Raw genomic sequence first — 20,367 nt, forward strand, 5'->3', positions numbered from 1 at the left:
AAATAGCGTGCAAAAGCTGAAATGCAACTTTACGCCACCGGCCAATGTGCCATCATGCTGCGCCATGCGGGTGCACCGACACAGTTGATTTCAACCCAAGAGACACCCTGCCCCTGATTGTTATTATCTATAACGATTTCAGCGCATTATTTAATTTTATGAAATTAAAAATTTAAATGATATTCAGCGTGCAGCCGTAAGACATCATCGATAAAATGACCGCGCGGCAATTAAGACAGAGTTAAACCAAAACTGGCAGATTGCCCGGATGCAATGATTGCATGAAGCCCAGGATATGAATTTCCAATATCGTTCACCTCCTGCAATGTCTTTGCATATGACTTTGATTGTAAAAGAAAAATCACACAGAGGCTGAAAATCCTTACGGAGCACATCATTCGGCGGTGTGAAAGTGGTGGCAGGTTCGGTTGACAATAAATCGTATGCTGAATGACATTCTGGATGCGCTTCCTCTACCGACCATTCGCGTTAAAACGAATGGAACCGTCCTCTTTTGCAACAAAGTCTGCGGCGATTTTTTGCAGGACCCGGCCACTCTGACAGGCAGCAGTCTCATTGCGCTTGTCCATGCCGACGACCAGGATGCCGTGCGTGATGCGCTGGTAAAGGCGGCCACCGGCAAACCGACACAGATCGAAGTGCGCCTTGAGCAGGACGGCAGCCCCCTGCACTACGCACTGCTTTCCTTTCGGGACGATCCGTTTCCCGAGGAACCGGCGATCCTCGTGCAGGCCACAGACATTACAGCCCAGAAGCTGCTGGAGCTTGATCTTGCCTCGCGTGAAAGCCGCTGGAACAGCGCGCTGATCAATTCAGAAAGCGGTGTATGGGACCAGAACATGTCGACCGGCGTGTTTTACGGGTCCGATACATGGCGGTCCATTCGCGGCATGGCGCCGGATGACCCGATCGAGACCAATCACCAACGCTGGCTGGAGCTTATTCACCCTGACGATCGTGACCGGGTGATCTTTTCCATTGAGCGGCAAAATGCCGGTGATCCGGAATTTGCGGTGTTCGAATACCGTGAGAAACACAAGGATGGCCACTGGGTGTGGATCGAGTGCCGTGGCGCGGCTGTCGAGCATGATGCCGATGGCAATCCGATCCGCATCGTCGGTATCGACAATGATATCTCCACCCGCAAGGCGGCTGAATTCGCGCTGGAGAAAATGTCTCGCCGTTTGAAGCTGGCGCTGGAAGCCTCGCATATCGGTGTGTTCGAGGTGGATTTTGAAACACGACAGACCACCTGGGATGACCGCATGTATTCGATCTTCAATGTATCGAAGGGTCAGGACATCGTCATTGATGGTGTCTGGGAAAAGATGGTGCATCCGGAAGACCTGCCGCGCGTGCAGAAAAACGTCGAGTTTCATGTTGGCAAACTGACAGCCTTTTCAGACGAATACCGCATCATCATGCCCGATGGAAAGCTGCGCTACATCCGTTCCAGAACCGTGCCGTTTATCGACAATGCCGGTCACGTCCGCATGGTTGGCGCCAACTGGGATGTCACCGACGATATCGTTTTACAGCGGGAGCTGGAACGCGCCAAGAACTTGGCAGAAGCCAGAAACCTTGAATTAGAAGAAGCCAAAAATAACATCGAATACAATGCGATGCATGATTATCTTACAGAGTTACCTAATCGGCGGTATCTGGATGACACCCTGCGTCGCATGGCGGCGGAATGTGCGCGTGATGGTCAGGGCATCGGCATTTTGCATATTGATCTTGACCGTTTCAAACAGGTCAACGACACATTTGGCCATCGGGCTGGCGATATGCTGTTGCAGAATGTGGCCCAGCTTCTGCGCAAGAATGTGCGCGGTGCAGATTTTGTGGCCCGCATTGGCGGCGACGAATTTGTGTTCGTCTCTCGCTACACCGGCACCTCCAAGAAGTTCTCCGCCCTCGCCGACCGCCTGATCAAGGAACTGCGCAAACCCATGCACCATGACGGCCACGAATTTCGGTGTGGTGCCAGCATCGGCATTGCCTGTGAAAGCGGCCGGGATATCGACCCCAAGCAGTTGCTGCTCAACGCCGATATTGCGCTCTACAATGCCAAGAAACGTGGCCGCAACCGCTACGACTTCTTCTCGTCGGACACACAGGACATTCTCATCAACACCAAACGTGTGTCGGACGAGATCCTGCTGGGTCTGGAGCGCAGCGAGTTCATCCCCTATTACCAGCTGCAGTTTGACGCCAAGACACTCGACATCATCGGTGCCGAGACACTGGCGCGCTGGAAGCACCCGACCGAAGGCATTTTAACACCGGACCGTTTCCTGGCCATTGCCGAGGATTTGGATGCCGTTACCGCCATTGACGAGATGATGCTGGAAAAGGCAGTCAGCGATTTCAACATCTGGCAGAAGACGGGTTTGCCGATCCCCAAAGTGTCGGTCAACGTGTCGTCGCGGCGTCTGCATGATCCGTTGCTGACCAAATCGCTGAAGTCGCAGGATATCAAACCAGGCACGGTGTCATTCGAACTTCTCGAATCCATCTTCCTGGATGATAGCGACCAGACGGTACTGGACAACCTCGCCCGCCTGCGCAAGCTGGGCATTGCCATTGAGGTAGATGACTTTGGAACCGGCCACGCGTCTATCATCAGCCTGTTGCGCATCAGCCCTGATGCATTGAAAATCGACCGGGAGCTGGTGAGGCTTTTGCCGCAGTCCAACGAGCAGCGCAAATTGCTGAGTTCCATCCTGGAAATCGGCCGCTCGCTTAACATCAGAGTCATTGCCGAAGGTGTTGAAACACAAGCACATATTCGCATCCTGCGCGATCTTGGCTGCGATTACCTGCAAGGTTATGCACTGTGCCGTCCGATACCGGCGGAAATGGTCGAAGCCTTTGTAACCGGCCAGTCCTGGCGGCAAGACAACGGCAATGGCAGCGTCCACAACAAGTTCAGTGAAATTCTGGCTGCCAATAAAAAGAAAGCCGGCGACTATCGCTAAGAGCGTTATAGGCGAAACATGTTCGCCCTAAACGCTCTAGCTTTTTGACTTTAGCGCAATTCCGGACGCGAAACCGGGGTCCACTTTCTCTGGAATTGCTTTAGTCGCTGGCCCAATGTTTCAATCAATCAACTTGAGGATCAGGCCTGGCTGATCTGCTCGGCTGCTTCAATCAGCAGGCTCTGCATCTTTGCAGTCAATTCGCTGTCGCTGACCTTCACGCCTGCCGCGTCGAAATCACCACGCACCTTGCGGAACACGTCTGCGTCGCCTGCCTCTTCAAAATCGGCAGCGACAACTTCCTTTGCGTAAGCATCAGCATCAGCCTTGCCAAGCAGGCCGGCGGCCCACAGGCCCAGCAGCTTGTTTCTGCGAGCTTCAGCCTTGAATCTCAGTTCCTCATCATGAGCGAACTTGTTTTCGAATGCCTTATCGCGATCACCTAGGGCCATGTCATAATCTCCCAAATCTATTCACATTTACCGAAAGCTGAAAGTTCAGCCTGTTGTCCATAAATCAAAAGCACTACCAGACTGCAATGCAAAGTTTCACGACAGACCGCGATGAAACGAAAAGGATGTATTGTTGCCTTTCGCCACACCATGCGGCCTTGCGCAACAGACATGGGAACGGCCAATCTGAAACGCCAGACCCCCTCGTAAATTTATGTTTTCATCATCGGCACTTTACGTAAGAAAAATCGATTCAACAAAATAGAATTACGCATTGATTCGACATCAATAGTCATTTTTTCTAATTTATGTTATATTGGCGAAATGGCTTTCGACGCGATAATTCGCAACACAGAAATGTGTCGTTAAAAAACAGCTGCGCTGTCGCGAACACGCTTTGCGGCGGCGCCGGCCTTGCCTCATTCACGCGGCAATAACATATATGTATGCCGGACGTGACTATTGCTATATTCATTGAACCAACACAGGACACAGGAGGTTTCATTCACAAGCGACAACGAATTGACGCGGAGAACCCATCCTACAGATTGTTAAAGTCCATCTTTTCCGATATGGGACCGCTTCAAAGAATGAAACACAACGCCATGCGCATGGCGCCAACACGAGATCTCATATTATGAACCGTCGCCGCCGTATTTACGAAGGCAAGGCAAAGATCCTTTATGAAGGACCAGAGCCAGGTACGCTGATTCAGTTCTTCAAGGACGATGCAACCGCCTTTAACAAGAAAAAACACGAAGTTATCGACGGTAAGGGTGTTCTAAACAACCGTATCTCCGAATACGTGTTTACGCATCTGAACAAGATCGGCATCCCCACCCACTTCATCCGCCGCCTCAACATGCGCGAACAGCTGATCAAGGAAGTGGAAATGATTCCACTTGAGATCGTTGTACGCAACGTTGCTGCCGGTTCGCTGTCCAAGCGTCTGGGCATTGATGAAGGCATCGTGCTGCCACGCTCGATCATCGAATTCTATTACAAGTCGGATGAGCTTGAAGACCCGATGGTGTCTGAAGAGCACATCACCGCTTTTGGCTGGGCCAACCCTGCCGAGCTTGATGACATCATGGCTCTTGCCATTCGCGTCAACGACTTCCTGTCGGGCCTGTTCCTGGGCGTCGGTATCCAGCTCGTCGATTTCAAGATCGAATGCGGCCGCCTTTACGAAGGCGATATGATGCGCATTATCCTGGCCGATGAAATCTCGCCGGACAGCTGCCGTTTGTGGGACATCGAAACCCAGGAAAAAATGGACAAGGACCGGTTCCGTCGTGATATGGGCGGCCTTCTCGAAGCCTATTCCGAAGTGGCTCGCCGCTTGGGCATCATCAATGAAAACGAACCGATCCGCGGCACCGGCCCGGTCCTCGTAAAATAAGCACATCAGGAGAACTATCAGGTGATCAAGGCACGGGTGACTGTTACGCTGAAAAATGGCGTTCTCGATCCACAGGGCAAGGCAATTGAAGGCGCACTGGGAAGCCTCGGCTTCGAAGGCGTTGGACAGGTTCGTCAGGGCAAGGTTTTCGATCTGGAGATCGACAGCACTGATGGAGCCAAGGCAGAGGCCGATATCAAGGCTATGTGCGAAAAGCTCCTCGCAAACACAGTGATCGAAAACTACTCTATCGCTATCCTCTGACAGCAGGAGCCGCTCAATGAAATCGGCAGTCGTTCAGCTTCCCGGCCTCAATCGTGATCGTGACATGATTGCGGCCCTGACAAAAATCTCCGGCAAGGAGCCGATCACCATCTGGCAGACGGAAACGGAAATTCCCGACGTCGACCTGATCGTTATCCCCGGCGGTTTCTCCTATGGTGACTATCTGCGCTGTGGTGCCATTGCGGCCCGTATGCCTGTGATGCGCGCCATTCGCGAAAAGGCAGAAAAAGGCGTCAAGGTTCTTGGCGTGTGCAACGGCTTCCAGATTCTGGTTGAAGCCGAAATGCTGCCGGGCGCGTTGATGCGCAATTCCTCGCTGAAGTTCGTTTGCCGCGAAGTAAAGCTGGAAGTCGTCAATAGCGATACGGATTTCACACGCGCCTATTCGCAGGGGCAGATCCTGCGTTGCCCGGTTGCCCACCATGATGGCAACTACTTTGCGGAAGCATCTGAGATCGCGTCCATGGAAGACAAGGCCCAGATCGTGTTCCGTTATGCCGAGGGTACCAACCCGAACGGTTCGCTGAACGACATTGCCGGTATCATCAACGAGCGTGGCAATGTTCTCGGCATGATGCCGCATCCGGAAAACCTGATTGAAGCGGCCCATGGCGGCAATGATGGCAGAGGCCTGTTTGCTTCCGCCCTCAACGTTATCGCGGCCTGATCATATCCAGACCATCAAACCGGCACTCAGTGCCGGTTTTTCTCTTCTCATCAAGGTTGCACCCATGACACGCCTGCCCCTTCGCTATGCTCTGAGTTTTGCCAGCGTTACGGCAGCCATGGTCGCGTTAAGCGCCTGCCAGTCTGAGAGAAGCACGCCGGCCCCTGCCAGCCAGGCAGCCCTGCCGACGATGGAGCGCGTTGCGCTTGGTGCCAATGCCTGCTGGTTCAAAAGCGGTGATCCGGCGTTCAAGGCTTACCGCCTTGCACCGGAACTGAATTCCTTCTCCGGCCGTCCACGCATTTTGCTGGTACCACGCAACAGCCCGGAATCCCGGCCAATGCTGGTTGTAGAAGCTGAAGGCTCGCCCGCCAAGCTTCAGGCCTATGGCCCCGTCATGAATGAGGCCCATGCTTCGCGTGTTGCCACAGACGTCAAGCGCTGGGCAGCGGGCGGCAAAGGCTGCTCATAAGAAGAAAACCCAGCTGCACAGGTTGGGAAAAAGGATGCAGTGGGCCTGCCCATTGGCTTATCGTCCATATGTCTTGGCTTCCGGGACGAAAAACCGATTGATGGCAGTAAACATGTTGCACGCCTCCCGAACATTTGCCCGGGCGGCATGCGTGGATATGGTGTTCACGGAAAATACGGCACTGCCTACAGCGGCTTGATGCTGCTGGCGTCCACATTCCTGTACTTGTCACAAAAATCCGATAAGTCGCGCTGAACCGGGCGCGTCACTAGCTGATCAGTCAGATGACATCAGCCCTATGGAATTCTGTGAAAAGCACAGGAATGAGAGACCAGATTGTACCAATTGTTGACCTGTGATGTGTGTATCCATTCAATGACAATCACACCAGAAAGCGGGATTTTGCGGTTTCATTGCGCGCCTGCAACCGGCTGATGCCAATATCAAGCAACTGCTCATCGGTCAGCTCTCTCAAAGCAAGGCGGCTGGCCCGCTTGATGTGCCATGTACGGATCGCAGCCAGAAAACGGCCAAATGCATGGTTTGGAGCGGTAATGGTCAGTGGTACGGGGTCAACCATGTCGCCATCGTCACGGAAGACATATTCCCGCGTATAGCTGTCAGGGTACATTGTATCTATTGTCGTTAGGTATTGATCCATCTTGCGCATAATTGCACCTGTTCACCTTTAATTGTTCGGGGTCATTCTCTGCGACAATAAATACAATTGACTCACACGCAGGTACAATGTTTAAATTGTCACCATGACAAATTGGCTCCCTAATCTTTCCAATGGCACCGGCCCGCTTTACATGCGTCTGGCCGACCATATTGAAACCGCTATTTCGAATGGCGAACTGGCGGCAGGCACAAAACTGCCACCGCAAAGAAATCTCGCTTATGATCTGGGCGTTACCATTGGCACTGTCAGCCGCGCCTATTCTGTGGTGCATGAGCGTGGTCTCGTCAGTGGCGAGGTTGGGCGTGGCACCTATGTAAACAGCCGCCACACCCCGACACCATCTGTCCATATTGGGCAGGCCGCCAACACATCAAATGCTGCGGTCTCAGCCGCCGAAACGAAACAACTTTCCAAGCTGGACACCACGGCAGCGCCGACGGTTGGGCAAGGTGTGCTGATTGAGCGGCATCTGTCAGACATCATGGCGGAGCGTGCCGCGCAGGTTGCCAGTTATGCCCGCGACTTTCCGGAAGAATGGTCGGTTGCCGGTGCGCGCTGGCTGGCGCAAAATGGCTGGACCCCAAGCCCTGAGAACATCGTGCCGACGATTGGCGCACATGCAGCGGTCATGGGCATCATCGGTGCCGTCACCTCCCCGGGCGACCGCATTGCTTTTGAGCACCTGACCTACTCACAGATCAGCCGCAGTGCAGCGCTTGCCGGACGACGTATTGCGCTGGTGGATTCTGACGAAAACGGCATCATCCCCGAAGATTTCGAGCGGGTCTGTGCGCAGCAGCACCCGAAAATGATCTTCCTGATGTCATCGGGCCAGAACCCGACCTCCACCACATTGCCGTTGGAGCGCCGCAAGGCCATTGCCGACATTGCCCACAGGCACAATGTCTGGATCATTGAAGACAATCTTTATGGCGCCATGTGCCGTGATGACATTCCGCTGATTGCCCAACTGGCACCGGAACAGACATTTCTGGTGGGCAGCCTGTCCAAGTCGGTTGCCGCCGGTGTTCGCGGCGGCTGGGTTGCCTGTCCGCCGCACTTCGGCACACGGGTGCGCACAGCCCACAAGATGATGACGGGCGGCCTGCCCTTTCTGCTGGCCGAGCTCTGCGCCCGGCTGGTGTTGAGCGGTGATGCCCATCGCATCCGTCAGGACTGTATTGCCGAGGTCAATGCGCGTGAGCAGATGGTTCGGCAGATCTTTTCCGGTCTGGAGTTCAACTCCAATCCCGACATTGCCTTTGTGTGGCTGAAATTGCCCGAACCCTGGCTGTCCGGCACGTTCCGTAATGCAGCCCGCAAGGAAGGCATTCTCATTGATGATGAGGATGAGTTCAAAGCCGGACGATCGGAGAAGGTCTACCACCGGGTGCGCATCAGCTTTTCTGCGCCCAATACCCGCGAAGAGCTGGCCCGCCACCTGCACACCCTGCGTCGCCTGCTGGACAATGGTTCTGTGAGTTATGACAGTATGGCCTGAGGCCGGATGACGGGTGCTGCCCTGCATTTGAGGAACTGGACGTGAAGAAAAAATCTGGTGAGGTGATGCTCGCCTCACTGGAGGCGGAATACCAGTCCCTGCTCATCGCGTCGCTGGAACGGTGCGCCAATGGTCGTGAGGGAATTTTCGGGCAAAACGATGCGGTTATTGCTTCCCTCGGCAAGTATGCAAGAGAGCGCCTTCAGTCGACAGATGCTACGGAGTTGCTGAAGCTTGGATCAAGCATCAAGACGCTTCGGCACAAACTTGGGTATTTCGAGCCTTTTGCACTTCACGCTCGCCTGCTGAAAATCCGCTCATCCCATGGTGCAAATACCCCGGGTGAAGCGAAGCTGGCGCGTGCATGGCTGGAAGAGTTGCAGCAAAATCCCAAGGCATGAGATTGGACCGCGCTATCGTGCTCGGACCCCTCGGCACGATCACACAGAGTCATTTGTGCAACAGCCTGCGTAATACATCTGAGGCTCCCTTTACCTTCCGTTAAAATATGTCACGTTCCCGTGAAACCTTGTCTGGGAACGATTCGTATGGGCAGTCAGCAATTTGCAGATGCCAAGGCAATGATTGCCAAGGTTCTTACCTCCTGTGCTCTTCTTCTGCCTCTGGCTTCCATTACCGATGCCGCTGAGGGCAACATTTTCGATGAATTGCGCTTCGGTGCGACGACATCAGTGTCCAGCAGCCATAATGGTGAAGACGGCGTCTTTCCGGCTCTGACCGTCTATTTCGACCCGTTTGACAGTGCGACGGCCGAAAGCTTTTCTGACAAGCTGCTGCGTCCACGTGTGCATCTGGGCGGTGAAATCGGTACCGAAGGGTCTGCCAACACCGTTTATGGCGGCATCAACTGGACGCTGGATCTGAATGAAAAGATCTTTCTCGACCTGGGCTTTGGCGGCCTCTGGCATGATGGCAACCTGAGAAACACCGGCTCTGAAACCGGCGCGCAGCTTGGCTGTCGTTTCCTGTTCCGCGAATATGCGGCCGTCGGTTACCGCATCAATCAGAACTGGAACATCTCCACGCAGATTGAACATGCCTCCCATGCCAATCTCTGCGACGGCCCGAATGACGGCATTACCCGCGCCGGCCTGATGCTGGGTTACAGATTTTAACAACAGCGGCCATAGTAGAAGGCCACCTTCTTTCTCAACGTCATCCTAGGGCTTGTCCCTAGGATCTGATCACGTTGCGATCGTCGTTGAGGGCTTGGATTGTCGGGACAAGCCCTGACTTGACGAAGGTCGATTGAAAACGCTGTCTTTCCGACGCAGACACACCCTACGGGCGGCTGCCATCTATAATTGCCCTGTCCAAAACTCTGCATTTGGTGGCTAATCGATACATTTTCCTGTCGCACCAGACTGTATCTTGCGCTAAAGAACCGGAAACTTCCTACCGGCTCGAACCTCGTGAGACCTATGGCTATTCCTAATCACATCCAGATCACCCCGGAACTCGTTGCATCGCATGGCCTCAAGCCCGATGAATACCAGCGCATCCTCGAATTGATCGGACGCGAACCAACCTTTACCGAGCTTGGCATTTTCTCGGCAATGTGGAACGAGCACTGCTCTTACAAGTCCTCCAAGAAGTGGTTGAAGACGCTGCCGACCACAGGTCCGCGCGTTATTCAGGGTCCGGGCGAAAACGCCGGCGTTGTCGACATTGATGATGGCGACTGTGTTGTCTTCAAGATGGAGAGCCACAACCACCCATCTTACATCGAGCCTTATCAGGGTGCAGCCACCGGTGTTGGCGGCATTCTGCGTGACGTGTTCACCATGGGTGCCCGTCCGGTTGCCGCCATGAACGCGCTGCGTTTTGGTGCGCCTGACCACCCCAAGACCCGCCATCTAGTGTCCGGCGTTGTTGCTGGCGTTGGCGGTTACGGTAACTCCTTCGGCGTGCCAACGGTTGGCGGCGAAGTCGAGTTTGACGCCCGTTACAACGGCAACATTCTGGTCAACGCTTTTGCGGCTGGCCTTGCCAAGTCTGATGCCATCTTCCTGTCGGAAGCAAAGGGCGTTGGCCTGCCTGTCGTTTACCTCGGTGCCAAGACCGGCCGTGACGGCGTGGGTGGTGCGACCATGGCATCGGCAGAGTTTGACGAATCCATCGAAGAAAAGCGCCCAACCGTTCAGGTTGGCGACCCCTTCACTGAAAAGTGCCTGCTGGAAGCCTGCCTTGAGCTGATGAAGACCGGCGCAGTTATCGCCATTCAGGACATGGGCGCTGCCGGTCTGACCTGCTCGGCCGTGGAAATGGGTGCCAAGGGCAATCTGGGTATCGAGCTCATTCTCGACCAGGTGCCTGTGCGCGAAGAAAACATGACCGCCTATGAGATGATGCTCTCCGAAAGCCAGGAACGCATGTTGATGGTTCTGGAGCCTTCCAAGGAAGAAGTTGCCAAGGCAATCTTCATCAAGTGGGGTCTGGACTTTGCCATCGTTGGCAAGACCACTGATGACCTGCGTTTCCGCATCATTCACAGCGGCGAAGAAGTGGCCAACCTGCCGATCAAGGAACTGGGCGATGAGGCTCCAGAATATGATCGTCCATGGACACCGGCCAAGGTTCCGGCTCCACTTGCTGCCAATGACGTGCCACAGGCCGATATTGCCGATGCGCTGGTCAAGCTGGTCGGTTCGCCAAACGGCTCTTCCCGTCGCTGGGTTTACGAGCAGTATGACACACTGATCCAGGGCAACTCGCTGCAGCTTCCTGGCGGTGATGCTGGCGTTGTGCGCGTTGAAGGCCATTACAGCAAGGCACTGGCCTTCTCGTCTGACGTAACGCCACGTTACGTAGAGGCAGATCCATTTGAAGGCGGCAAGCAGGCTGTTGCAGAATGCTGGCGCAACATCACCGCCACTGGCGCTTTGCCGCTGGCTGCCACCGACAACCTGAACTTCGGCAACCCGGAAAAGCCTGAAATCATGAGTCAGCTGGTTCATGCCATCAAGGGCATTGGCGAAGCCTGCACCGTGCTGGAGTTTCCGATCGTTTCCGGTAACGTGTCGCTTTATAACGAGACCAACGGTCAGGCGATCCTGCCAACCCCGACCATCGGTGGCGTTGGCCTGCTCAGCGACTGGGCAAAGATGGCCCGCATCCGTTTTGCCGCGGAAGGCGAAGCCATTCTGCTGGCCGGCGCACCAAAGGGCTGGGGCACGCATATTGCGCAGTCCACCTACATGCGTGACATTCATGACCGTATTGACGGCCCTGCTCCGCATGTTGATCTGGCCAAGGAAAAGAAGGTCGGCGATTTCGTTCGCGCGCTGATCAATGATGGTCTTGCCACCGCCGTTCACGATTGCTCTTCGGGTGGTCTCGGTGTTGCCGTTGCCGAAATGGCAATTTCTTCCGGCATTGGTGCGACTGTAAACCAGCCTGAAAACAACGATCCGGTTCTTGCCTTCTACGGCGAAGACCAGGGCCGTTATGTTTTGACCATCGCTCAGGATAACGCTGAAACCGTTGCACAGCGTGCAAAGGAAGCGGGCGTTGAGTGCCCGGTTATCGGCAAGACCGGTGGTAGCGAAGTATCACTTGGAAGTGCAAAGCCTGTGGCGATTAAGCAATTGCTTTCCGCCCATGAATCATGGTTCCCTGAGTTTATGGATGGGCCATCACTGGCCGCAGCAGAATAAGAAAAGGGAGCTGACACCATGCCAATGAACCCCGGCGATATTGAAGACATGATTAAAGCCGGAATTCCCGGCGCAAAGGTGACGATCCGCGATCTGGCTGGTGACGGCGATCACTACGCCGCTGAAGTCGTGGCGGAAGCCTTCAAGGGGAAAAGCCGTGTGCAGCAGCACCAGATGGTCTATGATGCCCTGAAGGGCAACATGGGCGGCGTGCTGCATGCCCTTGCCCTGCAAACTTCGGCCCCGGATTGAGAAAACCATGGCAAGCCTGATTGAAGAGGTCATTTCCGGCGTGGTGAAAAGCGCGATGTCGGAAATTCTTAAAAAGACAGGTGTGAAAACAACAAAACGGACCCGCCGGAAAACCCGCAGCAAATCTGTTGCGGGTAGTCTGGCGGAGACGATACTGGAGAGTGCGTTGGGCGGCGCGAAAAAAACCGCCAAACCCAAACGCCAGCCAGCGCGCAAACAAACCAGCAAACGACGCACCGCTGCATCACGCAGCAAACAGCGCAGTGTTTGATTTTACGCAAACCTGCTGTCGCGCATGTTGGTATGCACCCCAGGCATAAGAGGCCTTTGCATTTTTTCAGCTTCCGCGCTGGAAAAACGACACCAAAGTGTTATCTAGTCGGAATATCAAAGCAGCGGCTTTTGAACCGCGTGTGAAAGGAAATGGCCATGAGCGATATTAACGCAGTGATCGACAACGAAGTGAAGAGCAACGATATCGTTCTGTTCATGAAGGGTACACCGCAGTTTCCACAGTGTGGTTTCTCCGGTCAGGTCGTTCAGATTCTTGACTATATCGGCGTAGAATACAAAGGCATCAACGTGCTTGCCGATGCTGACCTGCGTCAGGGTATCAAGGATTACTCCAACTGGCCGACTATTCCTCAGCTTTACGTCAAAGGTGAATTCATCGGCGGCTGTGACATCATCAGAGAGATGTTCCAGTCGGGTGAACTTCAAAGCCAATTACAAGAACAGGGTATCGAGGTCCGCGGCGCGGCCTGATTTTTGCCGGGGTTCTCCACCCCGACACCCGATTGTTATGAAGTAGCAAGGCGTTGCATTCTGCAACGCCTTTGCCGTTCTTTTGGGAATATTTCTGTGACAAATCCTTCACAATCCGGCAATCCGGTTTTGAAATCCATGGGCAAAGTGGAGTTCATCGGGCTTGCTGCCATGTTGATGGCACTCAACGCACTTGCCATCGACATCATGCTTCCGGGCCTGCAGGAAATCGGTGCAGCGCTTGGCGTGATCAATGAGAACCACCGCCAATATGTCATTTCGGCCTATCTTCTGGGCTTTGGCATTGCACAGCTGGGTTACGGCCCGATCTCGGACCGCTATGGCCGTCGCAAGCCAATGCTGTTTGGTCTTGGCATCTATGTCGTCTCGTCCATTGCTGTGGTGTTCGTGCCGTCCTTTGCCGGCGTGCTGGCACTGCGCTTCATTCAGGGCATCGGTTCTGCCGCCACCCGCGTCATCACCATCTCCATCGTTCGCGACGTCTACGGCGGCCGTCAGATGGCGGAAGTCATGTCGCTGATCATGATGGTGTTCATGGTTGTTCCGGTTATTGCACCGGGTACCGGCCAGATCGTTCTGCTGTTTGGTGACTGGCACCTGATTTTCGTGTTCATGGCTGTCATCGCTGTGATCGTCGGCGCATGGATGTATTACCGCCTGCCGGAAACCCTGCGTCCGGAAGACGTACGTCCCTTCACGGTCAAGTCGGTTCTCAACGGTTTCAAGATCGTTCTGACCAACCGCATTGCGCTCTGTTACACCCTGTCCAGCACCTTCATCTTCGGTGCGCTGTTCGGCTTCATCAACTCGGCTGAACAGGTCTACAAGGGCGTGTATGAGCTTGGTCAGTGGTTTGCAGTGGCCTTTGCTGGCATTGCGCTGTTCATGGCGCTGTCGTCGTTCATCAATGCCCGTCTGGTTGGCCGTTTTGGCATGCGCAGACTGTCGCATGGTTCGTTGATCGGCTTTATCGTCATCACCTTCGTATGGCTGCTCATTCAGATCTATGGCCCGCAGCCAATGCCGTTTGCGCTGTTCATCGTGCTGTTTGCCTTGGCGATGTTCCAGTTCGGCTGGATCGGCTCCAACTTCAACTCGCTGGCCATGGAACCGCTTGGCCACGTTGCCGGTACAGCATCATCTGTCATCGGCTTCATGGGCACGGTTGGCGGTTCGCTGATCGGTGCATTGATCGGTCAGTCCTTCGATGGCACTGCCCTGCCAATGGTCGCCGGCTTCTTTATCGTCTCGCTTGTTGGTCTGGTGTTCGTGCTGATCGGTGAAAAGGGTCAGCTGTTCCATCCGCACAACAAGCCGATCTGATACGGCTTCCCCTCGCCCCCGTGTTCGCCACGGGGGTAAGGAACGCAAACATGCCTCACATGCAAAAGGCGCCGCTGTCATCCAGCGGCGCCTTTTTTGATCCATACGTCCTGTCGATCAAACCGTGAAGATGTGGTTCTTGAGCAGGTTCCAAGAGTCCTTGTCCGGTGCCAACAGCAAGCCGCCATCCACATGGCTTGGCAGGTACGGCGAACCATCCAGGCGCGCCGCATAAGCGCCAGCTTCCTGCGAGATCAGCGTACCGGCAAGGTGGTCCCATGGCATCAGCTTGTTATACATCAGGAAGTGCATGTGGCCGCCGCAGAACACGCGGTATTCGTGGGCCGCGCAACGATAGCTGGTGAACAGGCGCACGTCAGCAAGATTGTGCAGGATCTTGCGGCGGGTCTCGATGTCGAAATAGCCTGTATTGGCAATGCCGACCATCTGTGACAGTTCCGGTGCCGGAGACACGTGCATCTGCGTCTGGTTGCCATCCGGTGCGCACAGCCATGCGCCAGAGCCCTTTTCGGCGATCAGCCAGTCATTGCCCAACGGATCGAAGATGATGCCAGCAACAGTCTCGCCCTTGGAAATGACGCTCATCATCACGCCGAACAGCGGCAGGCCGGAGGCAAAGTTGAAGGTGCCGTCAATCGGGTCGACCACCACGGCCAGATCGGCCTGACCCAGCTTGCCCAGCAGCGACGGATCGGCGGCCACGGCTTCCTCGCCCACGAACAATGCGTTGGGCATGATTTCCGCCACGCGGTCCCGGATCAGGCGCTCGGCTGCTTCGTCCGCTTCGGTGACGAGGTCAATGGCCTCGGTCTTCATGCGAACGTCGCCCTCACCGAGATTGCGGAACCGCGGCATGATTTCCACGGCTGCGGCTTCCTGAAGCGTGTTTGCAAGCGACGCTATGTCGAGTTCGAGGGACATTGCCATTCCTTTCAGCTACCAGATACCTAAAATCTCGCGCCGTATCATCTTCCAGCTTTCCTTGTCGGGAGCGGACAGAATACCGCCGGAAATCTCTCCGGGGCGATAGGGCGTACCATCCAGCTTTACCGTGTAACCGCCAGCTTCCTGATGTACGAGAACACCGGCAAGGTGGTCCCATGGCATCAGCTTTTCGTGGCCGATAAAGTGGATCTTGCCTGTCGAGGCAAGCCAATATTCATGTGCAGAACAATTGAGCGACAGCGCCATGCGGATCTTTGCCATGTTGGCGGCAATGACCGGGCGTCGCTCCAGCGTGGCGTGGCCCCAGGCGTAGATGCCAACCATCTCGTCCAGCGCCACCGGGGCTGCCACGCGGATTGGTGTCACCTCGCCGCTGCGGCGGTGGAAATGCGCGCCTGCGCCTTTTACCGCCACCAGCGTGTCACCCATAACCGGATCATGGATGATACCGGCAACCGTCTCACCCTTGACGGTCACCGCCAGCAGGGAACCGAAAGCAGCAAGACCGGAGGCAAAGTTGAACGTGCCGTCGACGGGATCGATTACGAAGGCCAGATCCGCATCGGCCAGTGCCGGCACAACGGAAGGATCAGCATCATAGGTTTCTTCACCGACGATATGGGCATCCGGATAAAGCCTGCGAATGGCTGCGGTAATGCGCTTTTCCGTCTCGATATCCGCTTCCGTCACCAGATCAATGGACGAGGTTTTTTCGGCGACCGACTGGCTGTCAGGATTTCTGAAACGGGGAAGGATTTCGGTTGCTGCGGCATCGCGCACGGTCGCAACCAGGAATTCAATGTCTTTATCAAGAAGGGACATAAAGCGACGTTTCTTTAAACAGGTGGGTTCGTTTCCCTATCCGCGTTAGATGACGCTTCCGTGACACCCAGCATCGAAAAATCAAACAGTTTGGTATCCAGCAAATGCGAGGGATTGACGTGAGCCAGCGCCCGCAACATCGTGTCCTTGCGGCCCGGCATGCGCCGTTCAATATCGGCCAGCATGTCCTTCATGGCATTGCGCTGCAGACCATCCTGAGAGCCGCACAGGTCGCATGGAATGATCGGGAACTGCATGGCGGTGGCAAACTTCGCCATATCGTCTTCGGCGCAATAGGCCAGTGGCCGCAAAAGCATCAGATCGCCTTCGTCATTCAAAAGCTTTGCCGGCATGCCCGCCAGGCGTCCGCCATGGAAAAAGTTCATGAAGAAGGTTTCGAGAATGTCTTCGCGGTGGTGGCCAAGCACCAGCGCATCACAGCCCTCTTCGCGCGCAATGCGGTAAAGATTGCCGCGACGCAGACGCGAACAGAGCGAACAGTAAGTGCCGCCATTCGGCATCTTTTCCTTCACCACCGAATAGGTGTCGCGGTATTCGATGCGGTGTTCCACGCCAATCGATGCCAGATATTCCGGCAGGATGTGTTTGGGAAAGTTCGGCTGGCCCTGATCGAGATTGCAGGCCACCAGATCGACCGGCAGCAGGCCGCGCCATTTCAGGTCCATCAGCAGCGCCAGCAGGCCATAGCTGTCCTTGCCGCCCGACAGGCCAATCAGCCAGCGTTTCTGGCCCTTCAGCATGTCAAAGTCTTCAAATGCCTGGCGCACATTGCGCAACAGGCGCTTGCGCAGCTTGTTGAAGGAAACCGACCGTGGCGCATGCGCAAACAGCGCGTGCGAGGAAATGTCCTCAGCACCATCCTCGACGTCATCGACGGAATTCATGTCTGTCGCAATATTCATGGGACGATTGCACTTTCGCTAATTCGGGCGCTAATACGGGCTGTCCTCCAGCCAATGCCTGCATATTCCGGCAAGATCAAGCCCCGAATACCGACCAGCCTGTCTGGTTGGCCAGCATTTCCAGCGCTGCGGAGCCAAGCGCGGAGTTGCCGACCTTGTTGAGGCCGGGTGACCACACCGCAATCGATGCCTTGCCCGGCGCAATGGCAAGAATGCCGCCGCCAACGCCGCTCTTGCCTGGCAGGCCGACAGAATAGGCAAAGTCGCCGGACCCATCATAATGGCCGCAGGTCAACATCAGCGCATTGATACGTTTTGCCCGTCGCGCCGACACGACCGTGTGGCCGCTGAGCGGATTTCGACCCTGATTGGCCAGAAACAGCCCCGCCCGTGACAACTGGTGACACGTCATGGCCAGTGCACATTGATGGAAATACACACCCAGCACATTTTCGACCGGGTGGTGCAGATTGCCAAACGAGCGCATGAAATTGGCCAGCGCATAATTGCGGTAACCGGTAGCATTTTCCGACTTCGCGACCGCATTGTCGATGATGATGCTGTCATCATCGGCGACATACTGCACAAAGCGCAGCAACTCACCGATTGCTTCACGCGGCTGGTGGCCGGCCATCACGATATCGCTAACGACGATCGCACCGGCATTAACGAAGGGATTGCGTGGAATGCCCGCCTCATGTTCAAGCTGCACGATGGAATTAAAGGACGATCCTGATGGTTCGCGCCCTACCCGGTTCCACACGGTTTCACCAGCCTTGCCCAGCGCCAGCGTCAGCATGAAGACCTTGGAGATACTTTGAATGGAAAACGGCACCTCAGCATTGCCGGCGACGAATGTTTCGCCTTCAACGGTGGTGACGGCAATGCCAAACTGCTTGGGATCGACCTTGGCGAGCTCAGGAATGTAGTCGGCTACCTTCCCCTCACCCAATCTTGGCACCATCGCATCATAAATGCGGTCAATGATCAGCTGAATGTCCTGCATGCCCAAGCCTTTGTTCGCCAGTGTCACTACGGTTCTGTTGGCTACATCAAAAGCAAAATCAATGCCACTATCGCGTGAGGATGAATGCGGAATCATTGCTGCGCGAATTGATGAGATGTACGGCGGCCTGTCACAGGGCATCAAAACTATTGAGGTTGAGATATTCGATGCGCGTTCCCACACACGCGTCCTCTTCTCTGTGCTTGTCACAGAGACCCAGCATCCGCGCGTCTTCGCGGCATAGAACCCTTTTCAGCCCGAAGACTCGGGCTGGCCTGGATTCCTGTGACATCCCTCGGGCAAGCCCGAGCACAGGAATGAAGGAAAAAGTGGAGACTAAACCCGCTTCGCCAACGCAAACGGCAGTTCCATCTCCAGCACACGCAGTTCTTCTGCGCGCGCACCGGTCAGCGGGTCGCGGGCTTGCAGCACATCATCAACATAACCGGGGTGGCACATCATGACGCTGCCATTACGAACACGACCATTCAGCACCGAACTGAACTTTTCCGCCTGTTGCCAGTCATAAAAGCCGCCGAGCGGGCCGTGTACCAACAAACCGGCACTGCGCATCTCACCATCAAAACCACGCGCCAGCCCCGCCACGAAGCAGGTTTTCAGGCCAATCTTCACACCTTGCGAAAAATCGACCGCCGGTGCGCCGCGCAGCCATGGCTTCACACCACCTTGGGCAAGGGATTGAGAGCGGCTTATCAGCCATGACCTTACAGGCGGCAGGAAATGCACATGCTGATGGCCATCAAGATAATGCGGCATATGCCCCATCTCTTTGGTGAAAGCTGCAAGCTGCGCGTCCAGTTCGCCATGCACCTGCGCGGTAAACTCTGCCGTAGGCCGCAACGCGCCAAGGATCAGCTCTTTCAGCGGCAGTAACCTGCCATCCTTGCTGATGGCAGGTGCATCGGTCAGCGGTTTGAAATCGGTCAGCGTCAGGTGAATGCCGGCAAAGACGTCCCCGTACCCCTGACACTCTTTCAGCTTTATCGCCTCGTCCCGCCATTCCGGAAACAAAGTCATGCAGCCGGTGCCGGATAGATTGCCCTTTGATATCAGGTGGCGAATGCCATTGCTGACGGCCGGTGACAGGCCATAATCATCAGCAACCAGAAACACCTTTGCGGTAGCCATGCTCATGGCGTCTGTTTTTCAGCTGGCTGCGCGGCCTTGTCCAGCGTCTTGATCTCGCCTGATCTATGCACGCGGCGCACCAGATAAAGCGGCCGATCCTTGGTTTCGGCAATGCCAACCCAGATATATTCGCCGAGCAGGCCAAGCAGCGCCAGATTGAAGCCGCCGAGCACCGACACCGCCACCATGAGGCTTGGATAACCGGGAACCGACACGCCGTAAAACAGCACTTCAAAGACGATCTTCAGGCCATAGAAAATGCCGCAGATACCAACCAGCGCACCAATGATCGATACCAGCCGCAAAGGCAGCGCCGAAAACGAGGTGATGCCCTCCAGCGACAAGGACAGCAGCGACAGGTTGGACCATTTGGTAGCACCATGCTGGCGCTCATCCGGCACGTAACCAATAGCCTTCTGGCGGAAGCCGGCCCAAGCGTACAGCCCCTTGTTGAAACGGCGACGGTCGCGGATCTTCAGCATCGCCTCGACAACCGGGCGGCGCATGACGCGGAAATCGCCAGCATTTTCCGGCACGATAAAACGCTGACGGAAATTGATCAGCCAATAGAACAGATGAACGGCGGCCGCCTTTTTCATCGATTCCTGCAGGCGGTCATCACGTACCGCATAAACGGCGTCGAGATTTTCGTCGGCCATCAGCTGCGAAATCATGTCGAGTGCAACAGTCCATGGGTGCTGCATATCGGCATCCATGATCATCACAAGATCGCCCCTGCACTCTTCCAGACCGGCAAACACGGCAACTTCCTTGCCGAAGTTGCGGCTGAGTTCGACGATGCGCCATGTGCCCGGCATCGACGTGATGTAACGTGTCACACTGTCATCGGTACTGCCGTCATCGACCAGCACCACCTCGAGATCGAGATCGAATTTTTCACGCAGTTCACCCGCCACCTTTTCAATGAAGGTGGTGAATGCCGGCACGTTTTCCCGTTCATTCAAAAACGGTACGATGAGTGAAAAAAGAGCCATGCCCC

At 55.3% G+C, this 20,367-nt stretch carries 21 protein-coding genes; 13 read left to right on the forward strand and 8 right to left on the reverse strand.

What is annotated here, in order from left to right:
* Positions 1 to 428: 428 nt before the first annotated feature.
* Positions 429 to 3,002 (forward strand): sensor domain-containing protein, encoded by a 2,574-nt coding sequence (locus HGO37_RS06110; protein WP_250982601.1) that lies wholly within the window; start codon positions 429 to 431, stop codon positions 3,000 to 3,002.
* A 140-nt stretch (positions 3,003 to 3,142) separates the two neighbouring features.
* Here the strand turns inward: HGO37_RS06110 and HGO37_RS06115 are convergent, their stop codons facing one another.
* Positions 3,143 to 3,454: a DUF1476 domain-containing protein gene (locus HGO37_RS06115; protein ID WP_250982602.1), complete on the reverse strand. Its 312-nt coding sequence runs from the start codon at positions 3,452 to 3,454 to the stop codon at positions 3,143 to 3,145.
* 637 nt (positions 3,455 to 4,091) lie between these two features.
* Between HGO37_RS06115 and purC the strand changes: the two genes are divergently transcribed.
* The 4 genes from purC to HGO37_RS06135 all read left to right on the forward strand — a co-directional run bounded on the left by purC (position 4,092) and on the right by HGO37_RS06135 (position 6,280).
* The gene (gene purC, locus HGO37_RS06120; protein WP_192491236.1) at positions 4,092 to 4,856 is read left to right on the forward strand and encodes a phosphoribosylaminoimidazolesuccinocarboxamide synthase; all 765 of its coding nucleotides are present in this window, start codon (positions 4,092 to 4,094) and stop codon (positions 4,854 to 4,856) included.
* Positions 4,857 to 4,877: 21 nt separating this feature from the next.
* Positions 4,878 to 5,120 carry a phosphoribosylformylglycinamidine synthase subunit PurS gene (purS, locus tag HGO37_RS06125; RefSeq protein WP_192491235.1) on the forward strand — a complete coding sequence of 81 codons (243 nt, stop codon included), beginning with the start codon at positions 4,878 to 4,880 and terminating at the stop codon, positions 5,118 to 5,120.
* 16 nt (positions 5,121 to 5,136) lie between these two features.
* Positions 5,137 to 5,808, forward strand: a complete 672-nt coding sequence (gene purQ, locus HGO37_RS06130) for a phosphoribosylformylglycinamidine synthase subunit PurQ (RefSeq protein WP_250982603.1) — start codon at positions 5,137 to 5,139, stop codon at positions 5,806 to 5,808.
* A 64-nt stretch (positions 5,809 to 5,872) separates the two neighbouring features.
* A complete protein-coding gene (locus HGO37_RS06135; RefSeq protein ID WP_192491233.1) occupies positions 5,873 to 6,280 on the forward strand; it encodes a hypothetical protein in 408 nt (135 codons plus the stop codon).
* A gap of 382 nt (positions 6,281 to 6,662) precedes the next feature.
* Here the strand turns inward: HGO37_RS06135 and HGO37_RS06140 are convergent, their stop codons facing one another.
* Positions 6,663 to 6,950: a DUF1127 domain-containing protein gene (locus tag HGO37_RS06140; RefSeq protein ID WP_250982604.1), complete on the reverse strand. Its 288-nt coding sequence runs from the start codon at positions 6,948 to 6,950 to the stop codon at positions 6,663 to 6,665.
* A gap of 94 nt (positions 6,951 to 7,044) precedes the next feature.
* Here HGO37_RS06140 and HGO37_RS06145 point away from each other — a divergent pair, with 94 nt between their 5' ends.
* From HGO37_RS06145 to HGO37_RS06180, 8 genes are all read left to right on the forward strand, one after another.
* Entirely contained in the window at positions 7,045 to 8,463 is a 1,419-nt protein-coding gene (locus HGO37_RS06145; RefSeq protein ID WP_250982605.1) for an aminotransferase-like domain-containing protein, read from the forward strand.
* A gap of 41 nt (positions 8,464 to 8,504) precedes the next feature.
* The gene (locus tag HGO37_RS06150; protein ID WP_250982606.1) at positions 8,505 to 8,864 is read left to right on the forward strand and encodes a hypothetical protein; all 360 of its coding nucleotides are present in this window, start codon (positions 8,505 to 8,507) and stop codon (positions 8,862 to 8,864) included.
* Between the two features lie 180 nt (positions 8,865 to 9,044).
* Complete coding sequence (locus HGO37_RS06155) at positions 9,045 to 9,599, forward strand: acyloxyacyl hydrolase (protein WP_352230558.1); 555 nt, start codon at positions 9,045 to 9,047, stop codon at positions 9,597 to 9,599.
* Between the two features lie 306 nt (positions 9,600 to 9,905).
* Positions 9,906 to 12,140, forward strand: a complete 2,235-nt coding sequence (purL, locus tag HGO37_RS06160) for a phosphoribosylformylglycinamidine synthase subunit PurL (protein ID WP_192491230.1) — start codon at positions 9,906 to 9,908, stop codon at positions 12,138 to 12,140.
* An 18-nt stretch (positions 12,141 to 12,158) separates the two neighbouring features.
* Complete coding sequence (locus HGO37_RS06165) at positions 12,159 to 12,392, forward strand: BolA family protein (protein WP_192491229.1); 234 nt, start codon at positions 12,159 to 12,161, stop codon at positions 12,390 to 12,392.
* Positions 12,393 to 12,399: 7 nt separating this feature from the next.
* Positions 12,400 to 12,663, forward strand: coding sequence for a hypothetical protein (locus tag HGO37_RS06170; protein WP_250982608.1), 264 nt, complete (start codon positions 12,400 to 12,402; stop codon positions 12,661 to 12,663).
* Positions 12,664 to 12,821: 158 nt separating this feature from the next.
* Positions 12,822 to 13,157, forward strand: coding sequence for a Grx4 family monothiol glutaredoxin (gene grxD / locus HGO37_RS06175; RefSeq protein ID WP_192491227.1), 336 nt, complete (start codon positions 12,822 to 12,824; stop codon positions 13,155 to 13,157).
* Positions 13,158 to 13,295: 138 nt separating this feature from the next.
* The gene (locus HGO37_RS06180) at positions 13,296 to 14,501 is read left to right on the forward strand and encodes a multidrug effflux MFS transporter (protein ID WP_250983221.1); all 1,206 of its coding nucleotides are present in this window, start codon (positions 13,296 to 13,298) and stop codon (positions 14,499 to 14,501) included.
* 117 nt (positions 14,502 to 14,618) lie between these two features.
* Here the strand turns inward: HGO37_RS06180 and HGO37_RS06185 are convergent, their stop codons facing one another.
* From HGO37_RS06185 to HGO37_RS06210, 6 genes are all read right to left on the reverse strand, one after another.
* On the reverse strand, positions 14,619 to 15,443 hold the full coding sequence (locus HGO37_RS06185) for an inositol monophosphatase family protein (RefSeq protein WP_250982609.1): 825 nt from the start codon (positions 15,441 to 15,443) through the stop codon (positions 14,619 to 14,621).
* 15 nt (positions 15,444 to 15,458) lie between these two features.
* Positions 15,459 to 16,289, reverse strand: coding sequence for an inositol monophosphatase family protein (locus HGO37_RS06190; RefSeq protein ID WP_192491225.1), 831 nt, complete (start codon positions 16,287 to 16,289; stop codon positions 15,459 to 15,461).
* A 14-nt stretch (positions 16,290 to 16,303) separates the two neighbouring features.
* Positions 16,304 to 17,212 carry a tRNA 2-thiocytidine(32) synthetase TtcA gene (gene ttcA, locus HGO37_RS06195; RefSeq protein WP_250982610.1) on the reverse strand — a complete coding sequence of 303 codons (909 nt, stop codon included), beginning with the start codon at positions 17,210 to 17,212 and terminating at the stop codon, positions 16,304 to 16,306.
* Positions 17,213 to 17,288: 76 nt separating this feature from the next.
* Positions 17,289 to 18,218: a glutaminase gene (locus HGO37_RS06200; RefSeq protein WP_250982611.1), complete on the reverse strand. Its 930-nt coding sequence runs from the start codon at positions 18,216 to 18,218 to the stop codon at positions 17,289 to 17,291.
* Positions 18,219 to 18,554: 336 nt separating this feature from the next.
* Positions 18,555 to 19,373, reverse strand: a complete 819-nt coding sequence (locus HGO37_RS06205) for a ChbG/HpnK family deacetylase (RefSeq protein WP_250982612.1) — start codon at positions 19,371 to 19,373, stop codon at positions 18,555 to 18,557.
* A complete protein-coding gene (locus HGO37_RS06210) occupies positions 19,370 to 20,362 on the reverse strand; it encodes a glycosyltransferase family 2 protein (RefSeq protein WP_250982613.1) in 993 nt (330 codons plus the stop codon). The genes HGO37_RS06205 and HGO37_RS06210 overlap by 4 nt, the downstream gene beginning before the upstream one ends.
* Positions 20,363 to 20,367: the final 5 nt, after the last annotated feature.

Origin of the sequence: Rhizobium sp. CG4, assembly GCF_023701965.1 — a bacterium.
In the GTDB taxonomy this organism is placed as follows: domain Bacteria; phylum Pseudomonadota; class Alphaproteobacteria; order Rhizobiales; family Rhizobiaceae; genus Agrobacterium.